General features: G+C 43.1%; 20 protein-coding genes. 11 read left to right on the top strand and 9 right to left on the bottom strand.

Annotation, left to right across the window (positions count from 1 at the left end; genetic code table 11):
• The 4 genes from B3763_RS01285 to B3763_RS01270 form a co-directional block, all read right to left on the bottom strand.
• Nucleotides 1-847: CNNM domain-containing protein (locus B3763_RS01285; protein WP_286742788.1), on the bottom strand; the 847-nt coding region annotated here is incomplete at its 3' end.
• 214 nt (nt 848-1061) lie between these two features.
• On the bottom strand, nt 1062-1607 hold the full coding sequence (lptC, locus tag B3763_RS01280; protein WP_189628938.1) for an LPS export ABC transporter periplasmic protein LptC: 546 nt from the start codon (nt 1605-1607) through the stop codon (nt 1062-1064).
• Between the two features lie 57 nt (nt 1608-1664).
• Complete coding sequence (locus B3763_RS01275; RefSeq protein ID WP_286742784.1) at nt 1665-2693, bottom strand: hypothetical protein; 1029 nt, start codon at nt 2691-2693, stop codon at nt 1665-1667.
• A 310-nt stretch (nt 2694-3003) separates the two neighbouring features.
• The gene (locus B3763_RS01270; RefSeq protein ID WP_189628936.1) at nt 3004-4320 is read right to left on the bottom strand and encodes a hypothetical protein; all 1317 of its coding nucleotides are present in this window, start codon (nt 4318-4320) and stop codon (nt 3004-3006) included.
• A 242-nt stretch (nt 4321-4562) separates the two neighbouring features.
• Between B3763_RS01270 and B3763_RS01265 the strand changes: the two genes are divergently transcribed.
• The 3 genes from B3763_RS01265 (at nt 4563) to B3763_RS01255 (ending at nt 7595) form a co-directional block, all read left to right on the top strand.
• A complete protein-coding gene (locus tag B3763_RS01265; protein ID WP_286742781.1) occupies nt 4563-5630 on the top strand; it encodes an anhydro-N-acetylmuramic acid kinase in 1068 nt (355 codons plus the stop codon).
• 128 nt (nt 5631-5758) lie between these two features.
• Nucleotides 5759-7267 (top strand): sodium:proton antiporter, encoded by a 1509-nt coding sequence (locus B3763_RS01260; RefSeq protein WP_286742779.1) that lies wholly within the window; start codon nt 5759-5761, stop codon nt 7265-7267.
• Nucleotides 7268-7358: 91 nt separating this feature from the next.
• Complete coding sequence (locus B3763_RS01255) at nt 7359-7595, top strand: hypothetical protein (RefSeq protein ID WP_286742776.1); 237 nt, start codon at nt 7359-7361, stop codon at nt 7593-7595.
• Here B3763_RS01255 and B3763_RS01250 read toward each other — a convergent pair.
• The gene (locus B3763_RS01250; protein ID WP_189628932.1) at nt 7589-8008 is read right to left on the bottom strand and encodes a Fur family transcriptional regulator; all 420 of its coding nucleotides are present in this window, start codon (nt 8006-8008) and stop codon (nt 7589-7591) included. The two genes, B3763_RS01255 and B3763_RS01250, sit on opposite strands and share 7 nt — an antisense overlap.
• A gap of 54 nt (nt 8009-8062) precedes the next feature.
• The gene (locus B3763_RS01245) at nt 8063-8386 is read right to left on the bottom strand and encodes a DUF6787 family protein (RefSeq protein ID WP_189628931.1); all 324 of its coding nucleotides are present in this window, start codon (nt 8384-8386) and stop codon (nt 8063-8065) included.
• Nucleotides 8387-8524: 138 nt separating this feature from the next.
• Here B3763_RS01245 and B3763_RS01240 point away from each other — a divergent pair, with 138 nt between their 5' ends.
• Nucleotides 8525-9451 (top strand): universal stress protein, encoded by a 927-nt coding sequence (locus tag B3763_RS01240; protein ID WP_189628930.1) that lies wholly within the window; start codon nt 8525-8527, stop codon nt 9449-9451.
• A gap of 23 nt (nt 9452-9474) precedes the next feature.
• Here B3763_RS01240 and B3763_RS01235 read toward each other — a convergent pair whose 3' ends face one another.
• The gene (locus tag B3763_RS01235; RefSeq protein ID WP_286742771.1) at nt 9475-10044 is read right to left on the bottom strand and encodes a hypothetical protein; all 570 of its coding nucleotides are present in this window, start codon (nt 10042-10044) and stop codon (nt 9475-9477) included.
• The gene (gene gpmI / locus B3763_RS01230) at nt 10041-11549 is read right to left on the bottom strand and encodes a 2,3-bisphosphoglycerate-independent phosphoglycerate mutase (protein WP_189628928.1); all 1509 of its coding nucleotides are present in this window, start codon (nt 11547-11549) and stop codon (nt 10041-10043) included. The genes B3763_RS01235 and gpmI overlap by 4 nt, the downstream gene beginning before the upstream one ends.
• A 127-nt stretch (nt 11550-11676) precedes the next feature.
• Here gpmI and B3763_RS01225 point away from each other — a divergent pair, with 127 nt between their 5' ends.
• The 4 genes from B3763_RS01225 (at nt 11677) to B3763_RS01210 (ending at nt 14584) form a co-directional block, all read left to right on the top strand.
• Entirely contained in the window at nt 11677-12081 is a 405-nt protein-coding gene (locus B3763_RS01225) for a DUF4783 domain-containing protein (RefSeq protein WP_286742768.1), read from the top strand.
• Nucleotides 12082-12104: 23 nt separating this feature from the next.
• Entirely contained in the window at nt 12105-12962 is an 858-nt protein-coding gene (nadC, locus tag B3763_RS01220) for a carboxylating nicotinate-nucleotide diphosphorylase (RefSeq protein WP_286742766.1), read from the top strand.
• A 108-nt stretch (nt 12963-13070) separates the two neighbouring features.
• Nucleotides 13071-13547 (top strand): YcxB family protein, encoded by a 477-nt coding sequence (locus tag B3763_RS01215; protein WP_286742764.1) that lies wholly within the window; start codon nt 13071-13073, stop codon nt 13545-13547.
• A gap of 179 nt (nt 13548-13726) precedes the next feature.
• On the top strand, nt 13727-14584 hold the full coding sequence (locus B3763_RS01210; protein ID WP_286742762.1) for a DMT family transporter: 858 nt from the start codon (nt 13727-13729) through the stop codon (nt 14582-14584).
• Nucleotides 14585-14621: 37 nt separating this feature from the next.
• On the opposite strand, the gene uvrA is transcribed toward B3763_RS01210, so the two are convergent.
• A complete protein-coding gene (gene uvrA / locus B3763_RS01205; RefSeq protein WP_286742760.1) occupies nt 14622-17438 on the bottom strand; it encodes an excinuclease ABC subunit UvrA in 2817 nt (938 codons plus the stop codon).
• Nucleotides 17439-17709: 271 nt separating this feature from the next.
• Between uvrA and B3763_RS01200 the strand changes: the two genes are divergently transcribed.
• The 3 genes from B3763_RS01200 to nth are packed head-to-tail and all read left to right on the top strand — an operon-like array spanning nt 17710 to nt 19188.
• Nucleotides 17710-18309, top strand: a complete 600-nt coding sequence (locus tag B3763_RS01200; protein ID WP_189628922.1) for an RNA polymerase sigma factor — start codon at nt 17710-17712, stop codon at nt 18307-18309.
• Nucleotides 18284-18520: a hypothetical protein gene (locus B3763_RS01195; RefSeq protein ID WP_189628921.1), complete on the top strand. Its 237-nt coding sequence runs from the start codon at nt 18284-18286 to the stop codon at nt 18518-18520. The genes B3763_RS01200 and B3763_RS01195 overlap by 26 nt, the downstream gene beginning before the upstream one ends.
• Nucleotides 18521-18534: 14 nt before the next feature.
• Nucleotides 18535-19188, top strand: coding sequence for an endonuclease III (gene nth, locus B3763_RS01190; RefSeq protein ID WP_189628920.1), 654 nt, complete (start codon nt 18535-18537; stop codon nt 19186-19188).
• Nucleotides 19189-19278 lie beyond the last annotated feature (90 nt).

The raw sequence follows: 19278 nt of genomic DNA, 5'->3' as shown, positions 1-19278 counted from the left end.
TGATGGGGGTGAGCATGCTCTCAATGTCTTTTGGTTTTTTGAAGAGATCCAGCACATGACAATAGCCTATCACATCGTCAATGCTTTCTCGATAAACGAGTATCTTGGTATGGCCACTTTCAATAAAAACTTCTTTGAGCTCTTCTACCGAATCGGCAATGTCTATAGCCGAAATTTCTGTGCGTGGAATCATGCACTCTCTCACGCGTACCGTCTTAAACTCCAGGGCGTTGTTAAAGATTTTAGTATCGAGTTCAACCTTGGTTTTCTTAATATCGTCTCGGGTGTTTTGCTTGATATAATTGCTCAGGTCCGTAAGACCAAACACCTGCCGATCTTCCGAGTAGGGCTGTCTTAGTACAAATATGATGATGAACTTAGACATTTGCTCAATTAGCCACACCACTGGAAACATAATGAAAAAGATGACCAACATGGGCACAGCCAACAGGTTGAGCAGGTTATTGGGATTGAGCAAGAAAATACTTTTGGGGGTAAACTCGGCAGTAAATAAAACAATGATGGTAGAAGCAATGGTCTGGAGCACAATTACCAGGCTACCGGAACTGAGTGAATCGGGCAATTGCGCTGCAATAATAGGCTCCAGCACGCTGGCCATAAAAAACCCATAAATAACCAAAGCTATGGTATTGCCTACTAAAGCGGTATTAATAAGTCTTGAAGGCTTCTGTGTAAAGAAAGAGAGTATTCTACCAGCCAACTTGCCCTGCTGATTTTGTAGCTCAATTTGTAGCTTGCTGGCACTTACAAAAGCGATCTCTGTTCCGGAGAAGAATGCTGAAAAAATAAGACAGACCAAAATCATGGTCAGTTGGTAAGTATCCATTATGCTCGGGGCTTTTTCTTTTTGGTTGAAGGAGTAGTTTGTTGTTTTTCGTTTTCTTTTCTTTTGGCTCTCCTATACCTCACTAAAAATAACAAACCCAATGATAGCATGAAAATGAAGTAGGAAGCAGCCATGCCGAAAGTCATGGTTTGGTGAACTCCTATAACAAACAACACCACGCTCAACGAAAAAAGAATAGTATCTCCTAAATTCTTCAAAACTTCTCTTCGATTATAATTTTACCATCTCTGGGGTTTACAAACTCATATGAGGAAAAATCTTGTGGGGCGGTCATACCCTCGGCCTGAATCACCTCCGTTTCAGTCTCCACAATCACGAATTTTTCGGTAAAAATCTTTTCGGTCTCCGGATTCCAAAACAGCTCCTCCGTTCTTAAAGTTTGTTTTTGCTGCAAGTTATTGACAAAAACATCGCCATTGGCCCTATAAATATTACTGTTGTTTTCTTTGTAGCCTCTGTCGGCCGTAAGCTCAGACGTTTGATTTCCGGTTTTGTCATAAAAGGTAACCTTTATTCCTTCAGGAAATTCTATATCTCCGTTTTGATGCTGCAATTGCTTCTTGCCGGTTATTACCACTTTTACCACGGTAGAGTCAGAAAACTGAATGAATACATCTTCCGACTCGAACATAGGACCATCATAGACCTCCATTTCGGACAGTTTTTTCTGGTCGGCAGTACAAGCCGAAACACACAGAAGTAATAAGAAGATTGCTGGTATGTGAGCTTTTGTTATCATAAATAAAAACGGTCTTCTCCAATAGAAAAAGACCGTTTTAGTAGGTTTAATATTTTACTATTGGTCTGGTCTTCTCTGTAGTTTCACAGTTTTCTGAATCCAGCACCCAACAGTCATAGAATCTCCTTCTTTTTTATTCTCGGTAAAGATGTCCGAAATAGTTGGGAATTGCGCTTTGGCTTGTGCCATTTTGGTAGCATTGCCTGCCGCGGCATAGTAATCATAAGCGGCAATGTATCTGGCTCGGTCTTCTACCTGGCTAACCTTTTTATCACACTGAGTGCTGGCCATAACCATGTCACCAATCAGCTCCATCATTTCAGGCTTGAGGGTAGGATCTACCTCTGCTGCTTCCAAAGCATATTTTCTGGCCTCTACATAGTTGCCATTAATGCGTTCTGTAGCTGCTACTTGTTTAAGCGCCTTACCTTTATCTGTATTGTCTTCTGTAAGCTCGGCAGCTTTTTTAAAGTACTCCTTAGACTTTTCGTACTCCTTTTCTGCTCCAAACTTAACCCCTAACAAATAACCTACTCCATACTGAGGGCTGTTGGCAAAGTAAGACTCTGCAGCCTGTACAAACCACTCTGTATCGGTACATCCACCATCATAGGCAAACACGAATATTTTGTTGGCCAACTCGGCATCGTTAGGATTGGCTTTAAATTCAGGCACAAGCTTATTCACTATAAAATCACAGTCAATCAACTTCATGTCTGCCAACTTCTCGTCTATAAAAGCCTTTATTTGCTCGTAGCGTTTAGGGCTTTTATTAGATGCTTTGGCCTGGGCAATCTCATGATCGATATGCTTAGTACACTGATCGTAGATAGAGAGAATCTCTTCTTTGCTAATCTGAACATTGTCTCTGGCAAAGGCCAACACTGCCAACTGCATGTAGTAGCGGCCTAGCGGATAGAAAGCATCTACTCCTTTGAGCTCATAGGCTCTTTTAAACACATCGAGGAGCATTTGAGTTTTCTGTGCATCTCTGTAGTAATACTTAAATGCATCGATAGCCTTGCGGTCAATTACTTCTTTCTCCTGACCATCGAAGTTGGCAAATCGCATGTCGTATAACTTCATCACCTTTTCAGCTGCCTTTGCTTTTACAGCCTCATCCTTCGAATTCTCAAAAGTCTCGTCCCAAACTTTAATACCATTTATATAAAGAGAGGTACTCAGCTTAGGGAATTTTTCGAGAAGTTTTTCGAGGTGTGGCTTGGCGGCATCCTAACTCCCCTGACGGTAGTTATCATCAAACAGCGTCCAAAGCGTTTGAGCTTCAGATCTTTGTGCCGGATCCTCAGGCCAGTTAAATTGAGCGCTTACTGATGTGGATAGCGCTATCACAGCGAAAATTATTAGAGCTTTTAATCTCATAATATCAGTAGTTTTAGTTAAATCTTTGTTTCGTGAACCAGGTAATATCCTGAAGGGAGAAACCAAGGTTCAAGGTTACATAATTCTCTCTTATGAGTCCAACCGTTGATATATTTCCGCGCTGACCAAGAGTAGCACCGAAGTTAACATGCGACAAACCCCAGAAAGAAGTAAGTGGCAAAGATACTCCAAAATTTATACCAACATCGTTAACTGACTCGTTATTAACAAGAAACGGTGTTTTCTCATAATGGAACCCAAACCTAAAACTGGAAACATTCAGTAATTTTGAGGGCTGATCGAAGTTTGGAATGAATTCTCCACCAAATGCCACTCGCATAGATTTGCCATAATAAGACTCTGCCAATCCGTCACGATTCCGATAATCATTCCAATCCTGAAGCTGCACATCGAGCCCGATAGTTAGTTTTCTGAACTTCTCATAAGAGATACCAAAACCCATTCGCTCAGGAATGGTAATAGTTCTGTTCAGGTTTTTGTCATAAACCAATGTATCCGAACTGGTCAGATTTCCGCTGTTGGTCTCGTTTTCGAACGTAACGAGTGTGGTTTGTTTAATATCTACTGCCGGATTGTAGTAAGCTCCGATATGTATTCCCGAATTATCTGAAATGCGCAAGTCGTAAAGTAAGCCTACTGAAGGAGCTAACTCGCTAAAGCTTCTTCTTTCCTTAACTATTGTGGTGGCAAAGTTGGTGTTTACGTTTTGTAAGGTAAACCTATCTTCATTGTTTATTGAACCATAATAGTAGGTGGCCTTGAGGCCCAAAGTGAAATTACCCAAACTCACAGAAGAGGAAAGGTTAATCTGATCGATACCTCCAACTCCCGACACATCTACTAGGGTTGTTCCTCCCTCCGGACCGTTTTGTTGCTGTACAAAGCCGTAGCTCACACTTGAATATGGATTTAAGGAGAGGCCAACGTTCCAGCGATTATAAATAAGAGGCATGCTAAGGCCAAAATCTTTGAACCCACCGGTCATGGTGCTGTAAGAGCTCTGCCCGTTGGTAATACTTCTATAGTCTAAAGCAGTTCCAAGCTGAAAAACCGCTTCAGCGTTGGTTCCCAGCAAAGCCGGGTTCAGGTCGTTAAAGAAAAACTTGGAGTTGTTACTAATACCCAGACCACCCATGGCCGCATTGTGGGCATAGCCCGACCAGTTGAGACTTCCGACACCAAAGACCGAATAGCTCGACTGATCTACCTGGGCCACAGCAGATTGCCAGGTAAATAAGCCAACAAATGAGGCCAACAATATGCTTCTGGCCTTTGATATTACACCCCTAATCACAGTAGATTCCAACATGCACAATTTTGAGGGTTACAAAGATGTCGGTTTTTCCATTAGATTCAAATGTTTTCCCATTCACTGACCACATAAGAGCCTCTTTGCCAACATTTTTAACAAAAATTGAGAAGCGCAATCGATTTCACCCCCTCCTCAACCACCGCTTTTCATAAAATCGTACCACTCGAATTACCTTGGGAACCAACTTTCAAAAAAAAACCGTTAATGGGGTTTAATTTCCGACTCAACCAAAATTCCTATTGAAAAACTACTACCGCATTATTGGCACAATGTCTGGCACTTCTTTGGATGGCCTGGACATGGCTCTGGCCACTTTTGAACGTGAAAATCCTGAAAGTGCATGGAGCTTTAGCATTGAAAAAACCCAAACAGTTCCTTACTCCAAAGAGCTGAAAGAAGCTTTAAAACATGCAATTAGCTACTCATCTGACCAGATCATACGTCTGGACTGGCAGTTGGGCGAGTTTATGGCAATGGCAATACAGCGGTTTAAATACGGTGTTGGACCGGTAGATTTTGTGGCCTCTCATGGACACACAATTTTTCATCAGCCGGATAAAGGGGTTACTCTGCAAATTGGGTCGGCACAAAAAATTCAGGTCATTACAGGCCTCCCCGTTGTCAACAACTTTAGGCAGGCCGATGTAAAAGCCGGGGGGCAGGGTGCTCCACTCGTACCTATAGGCGACAGGGATTTGTTCGGAGATTTCGACAGTGCTCTTAACCTGGGAGGAATTGCCAACATATCTTTCGATTACCAGGGCCAGCGAATAGCTTATGATATATGCCCCTTTAACATGGCGCTCAACGAATTGGCGAGCCAATTGGGTCACGAGTTTGACTATGCCGGAAAAATGGCTGCCTCCGGCACTGTAAATAGCAGCTTGTTGGAGAGGCTCAACCAGATAGAATACCTTAAAAAGCCATGGCCAAAATCATTAGGACTGGAAGATTACAAGGCATTCTGGAAGCCTGAACTGGACCACTCCGATGGCCGCATAGAAGACAAGCTGGCCACTTGTGTAATTCATGCCGTAGAACAAATTGGAGCAGCATTGAATCAATTTGACAAAAAACGTGTATTGATAACCGGTGGTGGCGCTTACAACCGCCACTTCATTGAATCACTTCAGCAATATTGTAGCAACTGCGAGATAGTGATTCCGGAAAAAACCGTGATAGAGTTTAAGGAGGCTTTGGTTTTTGCCTACCTGGGACTTCTGCGTGTGGAGGGCCAGCCGAACTGTCTGGCCTCAGTTACGGGAGCAAGAAATGATGTATTGGGCGGAGATTTAATTGGTTTCTAACTGGACTTTGCAATTATTTCATCTGCTCATAACAAGGATTATCAATTCCTGAATTATCTTACCCCCCACATTGCGCTGGTTTGAATATTAGACTAACTAAATTATTTTAGCGGCTCACACTGACTTTCATGAGAAACACTATCTATCTGATCTTACTAAGTATCTGTCTGGGACTTCTTGTACCTACGCATTCGTTAAGAGCAGATAGTGATACGTACAAAGAAAGCGTGGTTCTCCTGCAAGATTCTTCCCATGGAGACCAATCGATTGAATCGGCCGATGCACATGCTATAGGTTCCGAAGAACATCATGAAGAAGCCCCTCCGGGCTGGTCGGTTATTCCTTTCGTATTGTTGCTGGGTATGATTGCCACCGGACCGCTCTTTTACGAACACTTCTGGCACAAAAACTATCCTATAGTGGCCGTAAGTCTGGCTGCCATTGTGGTTTTATATTATTTATTTGGGCTGCACAACACCCATGCACCGGTTCATGCTCTGGCTGAATATGTTCAGTTTATTGCCCTCCTGTCTTCTTTGTATATCGCCTCAGGCGGAATAATGATTAAGGTAGACAAGCAGGCTACTCCCATGGCCAATGTTGCTTTGTTGCTAATTGGAGCCGTTATCTCCAATTTTATAGGAACCACAGGAGCTTCCATGCTTCTTATAAGACCTTTCATTCGGTTGAATCAGGGACGCATAAGACCTTACCATATCATCTTCTTCATTTTTATAGTAAGTAATATTGGTGGAGCGCTAACACCCATTGGAGACCCTCCACTGTTTCTTGGGTTCCTGAAAGGGGTTCCTTTCATGTGGACTGTAGAACACAACCTGCTACCATGGGCCGCAGCCCTGGCCATTCTGGCGGTAATATTCTATTTGTTCGATAAGCGCAACACCGACCTTGAGCTGGACGAAGATGTAGAGTTTAGTGGAAAGACCAGTATAGTGGGAGGTAAGAACTTCATTTGGCTTGCCATAGTAATTGCCTCCGTATTTCTGGATCCAAACGTAATTGATGGTGTTCCTGCCATTGTTTATGACGGCCAAAAGTTCTCTTTCCTCCGAGAGCTTATTATGTTCTCCGTTGGTTTCTTCTCCTACAAATTTGCGGATAAGAAGGCCATTGATGGAAACGAGTTTAATTTTGAGCCAATAAGAGAAGTTGCATTCATTTTCATAGGCATTTTTGGTACAATGATGCCTGCTCTGGCTCTTGTTTCAGAGTTTGCACAGTCAGAATCTGGTGCAGCCCTTATTGGAGCCAATAGTCTCTACTGGGGCACAGGCTTTTTGTCGGGCTTTCTGGACAACGCCCCTACGTACTTGAACTTTCTGGCAGCCGCTCTAGCCTCTCAGGGTGGAGATATTAGTGTAATAACCGATGTGCAGGCCTATGCTGCCGGAGGCATTTATCCGGACTCTGTAATTAACCTAAAAGCAATAGCTGTTGGGGCCGTTTTCTTTGGCGCAATGACCTATATAGGCAACGGGCCAAACTTTATGGTAAAATCTATTGCTGAGCAGACGGGTATTCATATGCCTTCTTTCTTTGGCTATATTCTGCGGTATTCCGTTCCCATACTCATCCCCATCTTTGTGGTTATCTGGCTTATTTTCTTTGTGCTATAAGTTTACAATCCGGCCATTGCTGATTGGCTAAAAAGAGCCAAAGTAAAATATTTCGAACCACCAGCTTCGAAAAGAAGTATTACTAATTATTATGGGTAGCTTATACTACGACCTTATTCTAAGCGGGCTCACTTATGTACTGCTTACTTACCTAACCTTTACGCTTATGAGAAGACGAAAGCGTTCTGATTCTAATGGTGATGAGGGAGGAATTAATTGGGAGGAGGGGCCACAGATAGATTTACCTCCCGGAGTTGTTTGGCCAACAGGCCCTCCTGACTCTGAACCGCGAAAGAAGCAGCTAAAAAAAGAAGAGTTGGTTTACTGATTGCATTTATTGCAAACCCCGGAAACCAAGTAATTGCTTTCCAGAGCCTCGAAGCCGGCAGGCAACTTTACCTCGGGTATATCTACCAACTCCAAACAGGTGGTTTCATCACACTCCTGGCATTTAAAGTGGATATGATTGTGCTTGTGGGAATCTTCAGAGCATTCATCATGACACAAGGCATATCGGGTAGCACCACTATCGTCAAGTACTTTATGAATAAGTCCCTTGTCCATAAAAGATTTTAGGGTTCGGTAAATGGTTACCCTGTCGTACTTGCCATCAATTTCTGTTTCAATATCGCTATGGCTTATAGCCACCTGCTTATCTAGAAAAACAGAAATAACATCGCCTCTACTTTGCGTGAGTCTTAATGAATGGCTCTTCAGCAGTTTTTTTACTTCGCTATCCACGATCTAAATATAAAGATTGACAGTAAGATAAGCCTATTTTGAATAAAATGGTTCTCAGTTCTTGTCACGCTTTTTGAACAGCCGCCCCATACGCTGCACAAACTGTTTCTCCCAGTTCCAGAAAAAAGCAAACTGTCCGAAAATAAACCCATAAATAAGAATCAATACCTGATAAAGCGGAAAGATGAGCACTATATATAAAAGCACTCCCCAAAACCCGGTAATGTGCTCAAAGCCCACCAAATCAAAGATAAATGGCTTGAGGAAAAGCACTGTTGAGCCGGTGAAGGCAAAAACGATGAGCACCATTACGGTTTGAAAGATGGAGTTGAGGCCCCACTTATTCTGCATTTTTTCTAAGAAACTCCTCTGCGACATTGGCTCGGTTTAAAGGGCAAATTTATAAAAGCCCCAAGGTTTCTCATGCCGTAATTTTAAAAAGACTAAAAAAATACCTGAGGCGGTGGAATGACCAGCTTTAATTCAATAAATTGGAGCCTAATCTAATATTGCACCATGCAAGACCTCACCAAGTTTCAGCGAATGATTGTGGCGCTCGATTTGAGCCAAATGGATGTTTATTTACTGAAGTATGCCTCTATGGCGGTAAAGACTTTCGACATAGATGTAGTGTACTTTATGCATGTAACCACCAGTTTAGAACTGCCGGAAGAGATTCAGGAAAAATATGGCGACCTAATGGCACCCATAGATGAAACTCTGGAGCATGAAATGAATCAGGTTATTGAGCAGCATTTTGTAAAACCTGAAAACTGTGAGATTAAAAACATAGTGGTAGCCGGAAAGGTAACCGATGAGATTCTAAAACTGGCCAAAGTAAAAGTGGTAGACCTGGTGCTACTAGGAAGGAAAGAGAAGCTCGGAGGCTCAGGGCTCAACGCCAAAAAAATCGCTAAGTCCATTAGTGCCTCGGTGATTTTTGTTCCGGAAAATCCACCGCTAGAAATGAACAAAGTGATGGTTTCTATCGACTACTCCGATCACTCAAAAATGGCCTTCGAGATTGGCATTGCTCTGCAAAAAAAATCCGGAGCAAAACTACTGAGCAACCATGTTTATAAAGTGCCCACCGGTTACTACAAGTCGGGCAAGAGCTATGAGGAGTTTGCAGAAATAATGCTTGAAAACACCAAAAAAGAGTGTGAACGCTTCTTCAAAAAAATGAACCTGGAGGGTGTAGACTATGATCACACTTTTGCTCTGGACGATGACCCGCATCCGGCCGATAAAATATATAGAACAGGACTTGAGGAAAAGGTAGACCTCATTATCATTGGCTCAAAGGGAAGGTCCGGACCTGCTTCTGTACTCATTGGTTCGGTGGCAGAAAAACTTGTCGAAGAAGGAGACGACATGCCCATTATGATCATAAAAATGGGTAAAGAGAACATGAGCTTTCTGGAAGCCATTTTTAGAATATAACTAGCGCTAGCAGGCGGTTCAAACTAATAGGTTATAACCGCCTCTACCTCAAAATCAAGTACATCTTTTAAGTGCATTTCTTCATGCCCTTTGATTTTGAAACCACGCAAGTGGCCCGAATTCTTGTCCAGATACAGGGTAAGTTGCTTTGAGCTGTCGAAAATAACGTTGTGCTCACCGGTCACAATATCTACCTGCTCTAATTCCCCGTCCACATACAAACACTCCATAGTTTGCACAGCCTGTTTTGCCGATTTGGCTGTGTAAATAACCTTCTCATGGCCTTCTAAAAGGCTCAACGTCTCGCTAAAGTAGGCTCCCCTGTTACCCGGCATTGCAATATTCGCTGCCAGAAAAAGGCCCAACTGCCCCTTCCACTCGTCTTCATCGGCCGGCACAATGGTTATATGGTCTGTGTTACCGTCAGACGTTACCTTTTTCTCCAAGCCGGCCTTCACACTTAGTAAGTGTCGTATTTCATCGGCCAACAACTGTTCTATATTAAAGTAAACCTCTTCTTTAGCAACAGGTTGTGGCTTTTGGTTGCACGAAAAGGCCCAAAAACAAAGAAATAGCACCAAAGAAACTCTCATAACAATAAGTCGCCTGTCATTTCTGCCGGAATGTCAATGCCCATAAGCTTGAGAATGGTTGGAGCCAGATCGCCAAGCTTACCCTCCTTCAAAGCAGGCTTTAAATTGTTGTCTACGAGTATACAAGGTACCAGGTTGGTTGTATGAGCCGTATTGGGCGAACCATCAGGGTTAATCATTATGTCGGAATTCCCGTGGTCAGCAATTACAATGGAAGTATAACCGCTGTTTAATGCAGCCTGCAAAACATCTCCTGCACAAGCATCGACTGTTTCGCACGCCTTCACCGCAGCATTAAAGTCTCCGGTATGGCCTACCATATCTGCATTGGCAAAGTTCAGACAAATAAAGTCGGCTGTTTGTGCCTCAAGTTCAGGAATTATAGCCTCAGTAATAGCTTTTGCCGACATTTCAGGTTGCAGATCATAAGTAGCTACTTTTGGTGATGGGCACAGAATTCTTTTCTCTCCATTAAACTCCTTTTCTCTTCCTCCGCTAAAAAAGAAAGTTACATGAGGGTATTTTTCTGTTTCGGCTATTCTTATTTGCGTTTTTCCGGCACGCTCTAAAACCTCTCCCAGAGTATTGTTTAAGTTGTCTTTGTCGAAAATGACTTTAACTCCTTTAAAGGAATCGTCATAGTTGGTCATGGTCACATAGTGCAAGTTCATGCGACTCATTCCAAACTCAGGAAAGTCCGTTTGTGTGAGTGCCTGTGTAATCTGCCTTCCACGGTCGGTACGAAAGTTAAAGCAGATCACCACATCGTCCTCTTGTATGGTGGCCCCTGTAGCCATTGTTACAATGGGTTTTATGAACTCATCCGTTACTCCTGCCTGGTAAGATCTGTCAATAGCCTGCAGAAAATCATCTGTTTTCTCTCCTACACCATGGACCAGAGCGTCATAGGCAAGCTTAACCCGCTCCCAACGATTGTCTCTATCCATTGCATAGTACCTACCTACCACAGAGGCTAACCGCCCGGTGGTTTGTCTGGCATGGTTAAGAATATCGGCTATATAGGCTCTTCCCCCTTTAGGATCAGTATCACGGCCATCCGTAAACGCATGCAGGTACACCTCCTGAAGCTCATGTCTCGCACAAATGGTCATGAGGCCTTTCAGGTGATTAAGGTGAGAATGAACTCCTCCATCGCTCACCAAACCCATTAAGTGTACTTTTTTATGGTTGGCTCTGGCATAAGATAAGGCCTCCTTCAACGTATCATTGTCTTGTAGAGTGCCCTCTTCTACAGCCTTATTGATTTTCACCAGATCTTGATATACTACTCTTCCGGCCCCAATGTTCATGTGCCCTACTTCCGAATTGCCCATTTGTCCTTCGGGTAATCCTACTGCCAGACCAGAAGCTTCCAGAGTACTGTGGGCATAGGTTTCAAAGAGTTTATCCATTACCGGGGTTTTAGCTCGATCTATAGCCGATACCGTTTTGTCTTGTGCCAGCCCCCAGCCGTCCAGAATCATCAATAAAACGCGTTTCTCCATGGCGGCAAATATAATTATTAAAGCCTGGTTTGTAAGTCCACACTCATTCTATTAATTTGATCGTTCTAAAGAACCAACCTATGATATCTGGCATTATTTTGGCATCATAGGAGTAAGTTCAAAAGACATGAAGACCTATCTAAAACACACTGTAGTAATACTGATACTTTCACTTTCGCTACCACTTCTGGCGCAGGAAGAGTCTATTATCAGTAAAGTAGAAGGGGCTCTAAAAGCCAGCAGTTCTAAGGAACTCACCAAGCACCTCCATGAGAAAGTAGAAATTAAACTGGATGGTGATCGCAAAGAATACAGTGTCAATCAGGCTGAAATAATGCTAAAGCAATTCTTTCAGCAATACCCTTCAAAAGGCTTTGAGTTTATTCACGATGGTAATAACTCTTCTGGAGGCATCATTTATGCCATTGGCACCTATACTTCTTCAGGAGGGAGCCACAGAGTAGTTATTCGAGCCAAAAAGTTCAAAGACATCTACAAAGTATACCGTTTGGAATTTACCAAAGAACGATAAGTGCTTTTAGCTACCTTTGTTGCATGAGACCTCCTTATGTGACCGATGCCCTGCTCGATGATTTTATAACCCGCGCACTGAGCGAAGATCTTGGAGATGGTGATCATTCTACACTCTCTTGCATTCCTGCCAGCAGCGAACAATCGGCCTACCTGCTTGTGAAAGAGGCCGGAGTAATTGCCGGTATGGAATTGGCTCCGCTTGTTTTTCGAAAGTTAGACCCAAACATGCACATTGAAATGTTGGCCAAAGACGGTCAGCAAGTGGCCAAAGGCGATGTAATTATGCGCTTGCAAGGAAAAGTTCAGGCTATACTCTCCGGAGAACGTCTGCTTTTAAACTGCATGCAACGCATGAGTGGCATTGCCACCAAAACAGCTCAATTAAATTCGCTGATAGCGGGCACTGGAGCTAGACTTCTCGACACGAGAAAAACAACTCCAAACATGAGGATGCTGGAAAAATGGGCGGTACTCATTGGCGGAGGAGTAAACCACAGGTATGGTTTGTATGACATGATTATGCTCAAAGACAACCACATTGATTTTGCAGGAGGAATAACCCAGGCCGTTCGTGCCACTCAAAACTACCTGAAAAGCCAAAATCTCAACCTGAAAATCGAGGTGGAAACACGAAACCTGCAAGAAGTGAAAGAAGCAGTAGCCGTTGGTGGAGTAGATCGAATTATGCTGGACAATATGTCGGTTGAAGAAATGACAGAGGCCGTGAAATACATTGACGGACGCTCAGAGACAGAGGCATCCGGTGGAATTACTGAATCGTCCATTCGCCCGGTAGCAGAAACCGGAGTAGACTTTATTTCCGTTGGAGCTTTAACACACTCCATAAAGAGTTTAGACATAAGTCTTAAAGCAGAATAAGCATTGGCAAAGGGTAAGCGTAATTTTTTAGTTCTATTGATTGAAGCCTTAGTTTTGATCATTATGTTTGTGTTCCTTTTTCGACACTGTGTATAAAAGGACCAAATAATGATAGTTAAGACAAAGAAATACGCGCTCGATAAAAAGGCCTATATGCGCGCTGGCCTAAAAAATGTATTCAAAGATCAGTGGTGGGTTATACTTATTGCCTTGGCTATTTCGGCCATGACCTTTGTGGTTCCTTCTAACTGGTGGTGGATTGGTGCCCTTATTGCCCTCACCCTTTATGTACTTTTTTGGGTAATTCAGTTTGCCGGTGTCACCCAGCTAGAGCAAAGCAAAATGCTTTTCGAAAAGCTCTCTTATGAAATTGACAGCCGTCAAATTCTGATAAAACTAAATAGCAAGCAGGGAATGCCTATGAAATGGGAGCAAATAAAGCGGGCCTGGATCGATAAAAACCAGATTGTGCTAGTGGTTAATAAAGCCCAATTAATGCTATTTCCACTAAACGTCTTCAAAACTCAAAACGAGATTAAATTCATAGAAACCATTCTCAAAAGAAAAGGGCTAATTAAAGAATAAGCCTTACTGCCTTTTCTATTTCAGAGACTTGCCGCCTGCTTTTAAGCCGGGAGCCTTATTCCCTTTCTCCACCTTTAGAGTGCTTTAACCACTGGCGAAAATTTCAATCATCAGGTATTTAAGTGCCCTAAAAGAAAGTAGGCAGAAATTTATCGGCTTCAATGCGCTAAATTCGCCCTGTGAATCCACGCTACTACGTTGAAGGGCTGATCGCTGTTTTCATTTTTGGCATCACTCCGGTATTTATTAAAGAGGTTAGCGCCAATGCCTTTACCATTGGGGTGGTGAGGCTATCTATAGGCATTGTGTTTCTCTATTTCCTTGCCCGACACTCCAACCTAAAGAAGTTGAACTTAAAAGAATGGAGGGCCCTGTTATGGATAGGCTTACTGTTTGGTGCTCACTGGGTCACTTATTTCATCAGTGTAAAAATGTCGACCCCATCGATGGCCATTTTAAGTGTCTCTTCTTTTGGAGTACATATGATATACCTTAGCTGGTTAATTAAAGGGGTGAAGCCACGGTTAACCGATGTTGCGGCTGTAATGATTGCCGTAGTGGGCATTTTCTTGATTATTCCTGACTTTGACCTTCAAAACGATGTAACTGCCGGCATTCTCATAGGACTATGCAGCGCATTGTTTTTTGCCATACTTCCCTTTGTACAACAAAGGCATCAGCACATCGACTCCATGAGCAGAGCCTTCGGTCAGTACACCTTTGCCATGTTGGTTTTTCTTCTTTTTTCTACAAAAACAAACTGGAACTTAACCCAAATCGATTGGATTTATTTGGCCATTCTGGGTGTAATCTGCACAGTAGTGGCGCACACCTTGTGGCTAAGGGCCTCTACCATGTTACCGCCAACCAATACGAGCCTTATATTTTATTTAGGCTCGCCCATTGCCATGTTCACCAGTTATCTCTTTCTCAATGAAGAAATGAGTAGCTCAAAGCTTATTGGTGCCGGGCTCATTATTTCAGCCAATATTTTTGGGGTTCTTATGAGGAGGTCAGGCAAAAAAAGGCCTGCCTGAACTTAGGTAGAAAACACCTGCAAAATTCCAAAATAAACTACAAAACCTCGGCCAGGTACCTGGCGGTGTGGTTTTCGTCTTTTATGGCCAGCATATCTTCAGGCGTGCCGGCAAAGCAAACACGACCTCCCAATTCTCCCCCTTCAGGCCCCAGATCAATAATCCAGTCGGCACACTTAATCACCTCTGTGTTGTGTTCAATAATTAATACTGAATTGCCCTGCTCTATAAGGGCATTGATGGAATGCATGAGTTTACTGATATCGTGAAAGTGTAGCCCGGTGGTGGGTTCATCGAAAATGAAGAGAATATGGTCTTTACTGGCTCCCTTTCCTTTACCCAGAAAATAAGCCAGCTTTACACGCTGAGCTTCTCCACCACTCAGTGAATTGGAAGACTGCCCCAATCTTATATAACCCAAACCCACCTCTTGCAAAGGAGCCAGTTTATTGATGATCGATTTCTCATTCTTAAAAAACTCCATGGCATCATCTATGGTCATGTCTAACACCTCAGCAATACTCTTTTCGTGGTACTTCACTTCTAAGATTTCTTGCTTGAAACGTTGCCCCTTGCAACTTTCGCAGGTTAGGTGAATATCGGCCATAAACTGCATTTCAATCTTCACAACACCTTCACCCTGACAGGTTTCACAACGCCCCCCGTCTACATTGAACGAAAAGAAAGCCGGCTTGTAGTTTCTTTGTTTCGCCAGAGGCTGATCTGTAAATAACTGCCTAATGGCATCGTAGGCCTTCACATAGGTAACCGGGTTTGATCTTGACGATTTACCAATGGGGTTTTGGTCTACAAATTCTATTTGGGTTACTTTCTTTAGACTTCCCTCCAGGCTTTCCATTTTACCGGTTTGTTCGCCCACAGTACCCAGCATTTTTCCCAGTGCAGGGTATAATATTCGCTTAATAAGGGTAGACTTTCCGGAACCACTCACCCCCGTAACCACAGTAAGCACACCCAGGGGTATTTCTACATCTATGTTTTTAAGGTTATTCTCTCGGGCTCCCTTTATCAGCAATTTGTCGTTCCATCTTCTACGTTGCCCAGGCACTTCCATACGGTCTGTACCATTGAGAAAGCGAGCCGTATGGGTATTTGCATGCTCCATCAGTTCATTGAGTGAGCCCTGAAAAACCAGCTCTCCTCCATTCGATCCGGCATTGGGGCCAATATCAATTATCTGATCGGCCGCCTGCATCACCTTTTCTTCATGTTCAACCACCACTACCGTATTGCCTAAATCCCTCAATGATTTAAGTACAGATATTAGCCTGTCGGTATCTCGCGGATGTAACCCTATGCTCGGCTCATCGAGGATATACATTGAGCCCACTAAAGCACTGCCAAGCGATGTAGCCAATTTTATGCGCTGAAACTCCCCTCCTGAAAGGGTATTTGTTAGCCTGTTCAGTGTGAGGTAACCAAGACCTACCCTTTGCAGGTAGTCTACCCGGTTAACAATCTCTTTTATGAGTCTTCCGGCAACTTTCTGTTCATGAGCCGTAAGGCTTAGCTCATTAAAGAATAGAGCCACACGCTCTATGGGCAGCAACACCAAATCAGTGATAGACTTGCCGCCAACCTTTACATAGGCTGCATCTCCGCGCAATCGGGTTCCTTTACATTCCGGACAGTCCGTTCTTCCCCTGTACCTGGAAAGCATAACCCGGTATTGGATTTTATGGGTCTTCGATTCGAGATAATCGAAGAACTTGTTGAGCCCTTTGAAGTATTTATTACCTGTCCAAAGCAACTCTTGTTCGGCTTCTGTAAGCTCATTGTAGCTTCGGTGAATCGGAAAGTCAAATTCTATTCCATGCTTTAGCAATGGCTGAAGCCACTTTTTCATGGTTTCACTTCGCCAGGGGGCAATGGCTCCTTCGAAAACAGAAAGTGTTTTATCGGGAATTACCAAGTCTGGGTCAATGCCCAAAATCTTTCCAAACCCTTCGCAGCGCTTGCAGGCCCCATAAGGGTTATTGAAGGTAAAGAGGTTGACACTCGGCTCTTCGAACAACATACCATCAGCTTCAAACCGATCGGAGAAGGCATATCGCTTATCTCCGGGAATTTCAATGATACAATCTCCCTGGCCTTCGAACAGTGCGGTTTGAACTGAGTCACTGAAACGGAACTGTGAATCTTCATCGTGCTGAACGATTCCCCTGTCTATGAGTATTTCAATCTCATTTTCAATAAGCTGGTCCGGTTTTTCGGGCAATTCTTCAATAAATCGTGGTTCACCGGAATATATTACTCTGGTGTATCCCTTTTGAAGTAGAATATTGAGCTCTTCTTCTAAGGTTCTTTCTTCTTTGGTAATAAGGGGGCAAAGAATCATGAGCCTGGTACCCTCCTCTTTGGAAAGGATAAACTCTACTATACTGGTTACGCTATCGCGCTGAACCTCCTGCCCACTAATGGGCGAAATAGTCTTGCCAATACGTGCAAAAAGCAGTTTAAGGTAATCGTAAATTTCGGTGGTTGTTCCTACGGTAGACCTGGGGTTTCTGCTACTTACTTTTTGCTCTATGGCAATTGCCGGAGAAACTCCTTTGATATAATCTACCTCGGGCTTCTCCATTCTCCCCAAAAACTGGCGAGCATAACTACTCAAACTTTCCACATACATGCGCTGACCTTCCGCAAAAAGAGTATCGAAGGCCAAAGACGATTTTCCGGAACCCGAAAGACCGGTAACCACTACCAGCTTGTTTCTTGGAATGGCTACACTTAGGTTTTTGAGATTATTTACTCTTGCTCCCTTTATGACAATGAACTCTTTGGGATCGAGCTGGTCGATAGGGGTTTGGGCTAAAGCAGTTGTTGTAGACATGAGATTGCAAAGATAACAGAGCCAGCAACTTAAATGTTGCTCAATGGCCGACTCTTTATTCCGAATTTAATAAAGGTGTTCTGGCACAATCATTGAGGATAATTTGGCGCACAGAATTTTCTCAGTTGTAAAAATAAAACGAAAGAACTAGTTAACGAATTTGCTTTGTTTTTAACTTTTAATACATTTGAGTTTAGTTCTAAGTAATTAATGTCTAACCCTAACCAGCACAATATGATATAAACCTCTACGTTAACCTAACATTAAGAACATGAGGAAATATACTGTAAGCGATAGCCAACTAATATCGCAGTATAAAAATGGTAACGAAGAGGCATTTTCTACGCTGGTCAATCGTCACAAGAAAAAGATTTACACCACCATTTATCTGATCGTAAAGGATCAGTATTTGGCAGAAGACCTTATGCAAGAGGTATTTGTTAAGGTGGTTAAAACGGTCAAAAGTGGCCGGTACAACGAGGAGGGAAAGTTTCTCCCCTGGGTAACCCGAATAGCCCACAACCTGGCGATTGATAACTTCCGAAAAGCAAAACGTTACCCAACCATAGTCATGGAAGATGGCAGTAGCGTGTTCAACACATTGGAATTTTCAGAAGACTCTATGGAGTCTAAACAGATAAAACAAGATACTCATGCTTTGCTACGCGATTTGATTAAAGAATTGCCCGATGCTCAGCGTGAGGTTTTAATGATGAGGCATTATATGCAAATGAGCTTTCAGGAAATTGCCGACTCCACAGGGGTTAGCATCAATACTGCTTTGGGTCGTATGCGCTATGCTCTCATAAACCTGAGAAAAAAGATGGACAAAAAGAATGTTGCCTATGATCAAAACCTTTACCCAAGATGACCTAGTACGTTACATTTATCAAGAAACCTCTGAGGAGGAAAATGCTGAAATACTAAGCGCTATGCTTTTCGATGATGAGTTAGCTCAAAACTTTCAGGGCATGTTAGACATTGTGTCTGAATTAGACAGTGCCATGAAAACACCTTCTGACAAAGCTATTGACGCTATTACCAGTTATTCCAAATCATTCCACCTTCATTCCGTTGAATAGCTTATTTTAGCGGAATGACAAGGAAAGAAAGGTACGAGGCATTTGTAACTTACTTTAAAGAAAATCAGCCGCAGGCTGAAACTGAATTGAACTACAGCAACCCGTTTGAATTACTGGTTGCTGTTGTTTTATCGGCCCAATGCACCGATAAGCGTATAAATATGGTTACCCCTAAGTTGTTTGCCGATTTTCCTACTCCGGAGCATCTGGCGGCTTCCAGTTTCGATGAACTCTTTCCTTACATTAAGTCTGTTTCTTACCCCAACAATAAAACGAAGCACTTGCTCGGGCTGGGCAAGATGCTGGTAGAGCAATTCGATTCACAAATACCCAGCACCATTGAAGATCTTCAGAAACTACCCGGAGTTGGAAGAAAAACAGCCAACGTAATTACTTCGGTCATCTGGAACCAACCTTCCATGGCGGTCGATACGCACGTGTTTCGAGTTTCAAAACGACTTGGGCTTGTAAACCAAAACGCCTCTACTCCTCTTGCCGTTGAAAAACAACTGGTAAAACACTTAGACAAGGAGGTAATACCACTGGCTCATCATTGGCTCATTTTACATGGAAGGTATACCTGCCTGGCTCGGAAGCCCAAATGTGACGAGTGCCACCTCACTCACTTTTGCCGTTACTTCGAGAAGAAGGAAAACATCTTGCGATAGCAATTTTTCGTAAGTTTAGGATAGTGTTTAATTCTTTTGATCAAGCCATTCGACAAGCGAGATTTTTGCCCCACCTCAAAGCCGGCTTGT

Source organism: Roseivirga sp. UBA1976 (genome assembly GCF_002336325.1).
Lineage (GTDB): Bacteria > Bacteroidota > Bacteroidia > Cytophagales > Cyclobacteriaceae > Roseivirga > Roseivirga thermotolerans.
The sequence above is the reverse complement of the archived record's forward strand: the minus strand, read 5'-3'. Positions and strand labels throughout refer to the sequence as shown.

What these genes read in the sequence shown, in the direction of transcription:
- lptC (WP_189628938.1), bottom strand. Translation starts at nt 1,607, where the DNA reads ATGATAACAAAAGCTCACATACCAGCAATCTTCTTATTACTTCTGTGT.
- B3763_RS01275 (WP_286742784.1), bottom strand. Translation starts at nt 2,693, where the DNA reads ATGAAGTTATACGACATGCGATTTGCCAACTTCGATGGTCAGGAGAAA.
- B3763_RS01270 (WP_189628936.1), bottom strand. Translation starts at nt 4,320, where the DNA reads ATGTTGGAATCTACTGTGATTAGGGGTGTAATATCAAAGGCCAGAAGC.
- B3763_RS01260 (WP_286742779.1), top strand. Translation starts at nt 5,759, where the DNA reads ATGAGAAACACTATCTATCTGATCTTACTAAGTATCTGTCTGGGACTT.
- B3763_RS01255 (WP_286742776.1), top strand. Translation starts at nt 7,359, where the DNA reads ATGGGTAGCTTATACTACGACCTTATTCTAAGCGGGCTCACTTATGTA.
- B3763_RS01245 (WP_189628931.1), bottom strand. Translation starts at nt 8,386, where the DNA reads ATGTCGCAGAGGAGTTTCTTAGAAAAAATGCAGAATAAGTGGGGCCTC.
- B3763_RS01240 (WP_189628930.1), top strand. Translation starts at nt 8,525, where the DNA reads ATGCAAGACCTCACCAAGTTTCAGCGAATGATTGTGGCGCTCGATTTG.
- B3763_RS01235 (WP_286742771.1), bottom strand. Translation starts at nt 10,044, where the DNA reads ATGAGAGTTTCTTTGGTGCTATTTCTTTGTTTTTGGGCCTTTTCGTGC.
- gpmI (WP_189628928.1), bottom strand. Translation starts at nt 11,549, where the DNA reads ATGGAGAAACGCGTTTTATTGATGATTCTGGACGGCTGGGGGCTGGCA.
- B3763_RS01225 (WP_286742768.1), top strand. Translation starts at nt 11,677, where the DNA reads ATGAAGACCTATCTAAAACACACTGTAGTAATACTGATACTTTCACTT.
- nadC (WP_286742766.1), top strand. Translation starts at nt 12,105, where the DNA reads ATGAGACCTCCTTATGTGACCGATGCCCTGCTCGATGATTTTATAACC.
- B3763_RS01215 (WP_286742764.1), top strand. Translation starts at nt 13,071, where the DNA reads ATGATAGTTAAGACAAAGAAATACGCGCTCGATAAAAAGGCCTATATG.
- uvrA (WP_286742760.1), bottom strand. Translation starts at nt 17,438, where the DNA reads ATGTCTACAACAACTGCTTTAGCCCAAACCCCTATCGACCAGCTCGAT.
- B3763_RS01200 (WP_189628922.1), top strand. Translation starts at nt 17,710, where the DNA reads ATGAGGAAATATACTGTAAGCGATAGCCAACTAATATCGCAGTATAAA.
- B3763_RS01195 (WP_189628921.1), top strand. Translation starts at nt 18,284, where the DNA reads ATGATCAAAACCTTTACCCAAGATGACCTAGTACGTTACATTTATCAA.
- nth (WP_189628920.1), top strand. Translation starts at nt 18,535, where the DNA reads ATGACAAGGAAAGAAAGGTACGAGGCATTTGTAACTTACTTTAAAGAA.